Annotated in this window: 4 protein-coding genes; 1 reads left to right on the top strand and 3 read right to left on the bottom strand. The window is 61.9% G+C overall.

The features are described from left to right. Positions 1-982: 982 nt before the first annotated feature. A complete protein-coding gene (locus tag IWX63_RS16330) occupies positions 983-1,495 on the top strand; it encodes a hypothetical protein (protein WP_199279207.1) in 513 nt (170 codons plus the stop codon). Positions 1,496-1,626: 131 nt separating this feature from the next. On the opposite strand, the gene IWX63_RS16325 is transcribed toward IWX63_RS16330, so the two are convergent. The 3 genes from IWX63_RS16325 to IWX63_RS16315 all read right to left on the bottom strand — a co-directional run bounded on the left by IWX63_RS16325 (position 1,627) and on the right by IWX63_RS16315 (position 3,325). After that, positions 1,627-2,040: a hypothetical protein gene (locus IWX63_RS16325; protein ID WP_334685949.1), complete on the bottom strand. Its 414-nt coding sequence runs from the start codon at positions 2,038-2,040 to the stop codon at positions 1,627-1,629. Between the two features lie 56 nt (positions 2,041-2,096). Then, positions 2,097-2,480, bottom strand: a complete 384-nt coding sequence (locus IWX63_RS16320) for a cupredoxin domain-containing protein (protein WP_199279205.1) — start codon at positions 2,478-2,480, stop codon at positions 2,097-2,099. Positions 2,481-2,803: 323 nt separating this feature from the next. Continuing rightward, positions 2,804-3,325 (bottom strand): cupredoxin domain-containing protein, encoded by a 522-nt coding sequence (locus tag IWX63_RS16315; RefSeq protein WP_199279204.1) that lies wholly within the window; start codon positions 3,323-3,325, stop codon positions 2,804-2,806. Positions 3,326-4,700 lie beyond the last annotated feature (1,375 nt).

Genomic DNA, 4,700 nt, shown 5'->3' with positions numbered 1-4,700 from the left:
GACCCGCTACGACAAACTCGCCCTCACCTACCGCGGCGGCGCCGTACTACGCGCGATTACCCTCTGGCTCAAACGGTTAGGAGACACGCCCTAGCCCGCCGGTACGCCCGGACGCGCAACCGCAGCTAGACCCACAACAGCTAGAGGTGCCTGAGGTAGCGCTGGGGCGAGGCGAGAAAAGCCTGCCAGTGGGTGACGAGGCCCAGGTTCTCCCACTGTCGAGGACGCAAACCCCAGCTGCCTACCTCGAAAATCGGGGCATTCGGCGGGTGAAAGGTCTGCTCTGGCGTCGGTGAACCTCGTGACGGACGGATACTCCACTAGTACTTTGGAGCAGGACTGCTGGACCAAGATCTACGACAACATCCTGATCAACTGAGGCCAGACCGGCAGTGTCAGCTCGAGACAGGGCGCCACTTCCCAAGAGATCCTTGAGCAACCCATGTTCCGCAAACCAATCCTCCAGAGTTTCGGCAGCAGTGCGGCCTGGCCACGGGGATGAGTGATCATCCCGCCTTGCCGCCACGTCAACCCTACCGATTCGTCAGCACACTGTTTTTCGGATGGAAAGGCCGCGGGCGGACTTGTGTCCCGGGCGGGGCAAACCAAGCTGATGGCGCGACGGCGACGAAGAACGATGAATGAACCGCAAGCAGAGTGACGTCCGATACGGCCGGAATTGGCCTGTCGGAACCAGTTTGGTCGGCGTGCATGCATGATCGTAAACGCAAAATATTGGAGGATTCCCGTGGGTTCGACGCAGCAACGTAGGACCGGTCGTGTCCTGTCAGTCATCCTGTGTGCCCTGGTGACTGCTGGGTGTGGTTCCGTCGATGAGAACCCGTTGAACGTGAACGCAGACCGATCCTCGTCAGCGCCCGCAGTCTCATCGGAGGCGGCTGGAGCCGGTGCGGGTGGATCCGGTGACGCCGGCTCCGGTGGTGTCGAATCCAGTTCGGGCAGAACCTCGGAAGACAGCTCGGTGGGCGCAGCACCGGCAGGGGATGTGTGGGGCGATGACCCGTTGGGTGTCGCCAAGGATGGGGCGACGTTGTGCGGGGTGCAGCCGGAGAAGAGTTTCCAGCAGTACACGCTGCTGTTGCATAACCCGACGTTGGAGACCTTCACCTTTTCTGACATTGCGCTGGGCTCCCCTAGGGGCCTGAGCGTCGTGTCGGTTGAAGTCACACCTGCCAATAAGGAAGGCCACGGCAATCATGGTGCGGCCTCTGGATCAGCACCTCATGCCGAGCATGAAGCGGTCCCCTCCCCCGCCGAAACCGAGCCCAGCACCTTCGAGGTCGACCCAGTGCCGGTCGAAGGGTTCGTTTTCGAACCGGACGCGCACATCGATATCGTCGTTGAGGTCGCCCTGGAGGAAACAGCTGACCGAGGCACTGCGGAGAACGTGGCTGTCCAGTTCAGTTCACCGGACCGTGAGTACTCTGTCGCTCACCCGCTGAACATCACCGTGGACCGGACCTCATGCTCCTAGTCGGGCCAAGCGTACACTTCTAGCGCCGAGCTTTACTCCTCGGCATGCACGCAAACAGGGTCAGTGCTCACCCCCGTCGGGCTTCACACCCGGTTCGTCGCCCGCTCCTCTTCCCTCTGTGCGGGCCGTCGTTAGCTCACTGTGGGCCGTCGATCAGCGGTATGACCTTTCCGGTGAAGGGTGTAGGCGGCGAGAGCCAGGATGAGGGCAAGGCCTTCGGCGATGGCTGTGATGGTTTTGGTGGTGTACCAGACGGGCTCATACATCGACGGTATCGGCCCGATGGCCGGGATTTGGAAGTACCGGTACGCGATAACAGCGACCAGGGAGGCCAGCGCCACCGCTGCGGCCAGCAAGAAGGCTCGTTGGGTCCCCCGGGCCAGGACATACAGTGCGGTGAGGACAGCTACGGCGCCCTGGATCCGGAACAGATTACCGCCTCCTATCCCGGACGGGGCTGCCTGCTGGAATCCTGCAGCCAACTGAAAATGGATGACAGCACTAACGACCAGTGCGACCGCGATGAGGATCCGCAGTACCAGCATTACCGGGCGCCTATCGACACTGTGACGACCGTTGCCCGAGGGTGCAGCACTGAGGGTCATCCGATAACCAGCATCCCGGACATTTCAGGGTGGAAGGTGCAGATGACCTTGTACTCCCCTGCCTTATCGGGGGCGGTGAAGGTCACGGTCTCTCCGGCGGGGACATTCACGTTGAACTCTCCACCCCCGTCAGCGGTGACCGTGTGGGGAGCGTCGTCGTCATTGATGACCGTGATCTCGGCGCCCGGAGCGATGCTGTCCGGCATCTCGTACTCGAAGTCCGCGATGGTGATCACCGCTTCCTCCGCCGGTGCCGCGTCGGCGGACGCCGACATACCAGCACCAGCCGACGCCTCCGCGCTCGGGGCTGCTGCGGCGGCACTGGCGGTACCAGCCGGCGATGTCGCCTCCGGTGCTTGAGCTGATGATGTCTCGGTCACCGGCGCCTCAGTTGTCGGTGCCTCAGTTGTCGGTGAGCAGGCAACGGACCCCATCGAGACGCCGGCAAGCACCAGTGCGGACAGAACGAGTTTCGTGGTTTTCATCATTTTTCTTCCGAGAGGGATTCGTGGTGCTACAGGAAGTCAGCCAATCACGTCAGGGACGCGTCAGGGAACAAGGTCCCTGACGCGTCCCTGATTGACGCTAGAAGACTGAGGCCGAGAGGGCTGACATTGAGAATTGCAGCACTCGAGACCGTTGCACCCGGGTACCTCACCTAAGGCATTGAAGCGGATGTGGTGGCTCTACTGGCCTGGGTGGGCTACTGGGTGGTCGTGCGCCTGCGCACGGTGTACGTGCCGCCGGCCAGAGCCGCGAGGACCAGCCCTCCTCCAAGGAGCACAGCACCCGGGGACTCGTTTGCCGCCTGCTCGGCCCCGGTATCGGCGCCTCCGCGGGGAACGGCTCCCATCTGATCCATGCCCTCCATCCCGTCCGAGTTGCCCGAGCCGCCCGTGCCCGGTGCGGGAACTGCGGGCGATGGCGCCGCTGTCGGCGTAGGCGTCGTCGGTGCAACCGGTGCTGGTGTTGGTGTTGCGGCGCCTGCGGCGACGGTGAGGGAGCCCTTCATGTTGGCGTGGAATTTGCAGAAGAAGCTGTAGGTGCCGCCCTCTGCTGGCGCAGCGAAGGTCACCGTTTCCCCGCCCGGAACGGTGACGTCGAAGGCCCCGTTATCGGCGGTGACGGTGTGGACTTCGGTGTCGGTGTTGGTGACGGTGATAAGTGATCCTGGGGTGATGGTCCCAGTCATGGAGTACGCGAAATCGGTGATCGTGATCGTCATCTGCCCCATCGTCATCGTCGGAACCGACACAGTCGAAGCCGTCACTGGGGCTACCGCGGGAGCGGCTACCGCTGGTCCTGCTGCCAGGAGGCTTGCGCCACCAAGGAGAACGCCGGCCATAGCTGTACTGAGCATTTTTTCTCGGGTGATCATGATCGTGCCTTCCGCCGGGGAGATTAGGGAGGCACCAAACATGGGCAGCTGATCGAAGGCGAGCCACCGATACCAAAACCCCGACATATGAAGTTCGTCACACAACCCATAAAGGATGGGTACTGAAGCCTCATTTTCGGAGTCCTGCATCGAGCACATAGAGAAGTGGTGGCCCGCCCCTCCCGAAGCCGACCAGTGTGAGGGTCGTCGACTGGAGCACGGTAGCCACGTACATGGGCGGACACATTTCTCGGGCGCCACTGGGGGAAATGAAGGAGCGCCGACGAACAGTTGAGATGGAGGCCCCAAAATATTCGCCGACGCTCGGACCCGGCGGACCGGGTCAATCCTCATTCGCACGTGAAGATAAAACGACTGTACAGCCCACACCAGCGAATCACCCGCACGGGTCAATACGCTGGGGCCACTACAACCTGTCACGGTCACGCATTACTGCGCGTCCGAATCTTCGCCGCCAGGAACACCGGACACGACACACACTCCTCTCTGACATCCGGCATCCCCGGCTCCGACAATGGATCCTGCGTGCCGCTGCGTGCATGCGCAGGGCCCGCGGAGCGCCCGCGAAGTGCCAGTGAAATTCGTGTGGCGTGTTATCGGACCGTTGGCGGGTGGCTCGGATCGATGTTTTTTGCGCCCGCGATCAGATGAGCTGTCGCGAGGTGGCCGAACGTTGTGCGGGTCAAAATTTGGCTGTGAACTCTTCGGCAGGGGCTGGGCCGCCGAGTGCACTGACTGGATCAGTCATTCTTGGCCCCGGCACCCAGGAGCTGCTTGAACCTGTCATCACCAGGGCGCGCACGTTCATACGTAGGCTTCCTATTGCGGCCTGCGCACGCTTATGGTGTGCGGGTAGGAAGGAGGCACAACGACGCGCCAGATTTGTTTGGCAGGTGATGGTTTTCTGGGGGAACCAATCCGTGCGGCGTAGTGCTCCGAATCACAGTCAGTGCGCGTTCGGATCCGGACTCGTTCTCATCGCACAGTGAAGGATATTAATCCCATGAACAAGAAAATGCGTTTCCTCGCCGTACCGGCCCTCGCCATTAGCGGCTCTTCGTAATTGAGAGTGGAGGTCGGGTGCCGTCGGCGTGAGCGGGGTGGGCGTGGTTGGGTCCCCGTGTAGGAGTCCAGCGTCTGTGTGAGTTTCGCATCCGATAATGGGTGCAGGAGGAGATTCACGACTCATGGCACGCAGACA

Origin of the sequence: Arthrobacter sp. CAN_A2, assembly GCF_015752045.1 — a bacterium.
Taxonomy (GTDB): domain Bacteria; phylum Actinomycetota; class Actinomycetes; order Actinomycetales; family Micrococcaceae; genus Arthrobacter_D.
Note: the sequence above shows the minus strand (reverse complement) of the source record. Positions and strands in the feature narration are given on the sequence as shown.

Bases quoted from the DNA above. Each gene is read 5' to 3' on its own strand.
- IWX63_RS16325 (WP_334685949.1), bottom strand. From the start codon at position 2,040: ATGCTGGTACTGCGGATCCTCATCGCGGTCGCACTGGTCGTTAGTGCT.
- IWX63_RS16315 (WP_199279204.1), bottom strand. From the start codon at position 3,325: ATGACGATCACGATCACCGATTTCGCGTACTCCATGACTGGGACCATC.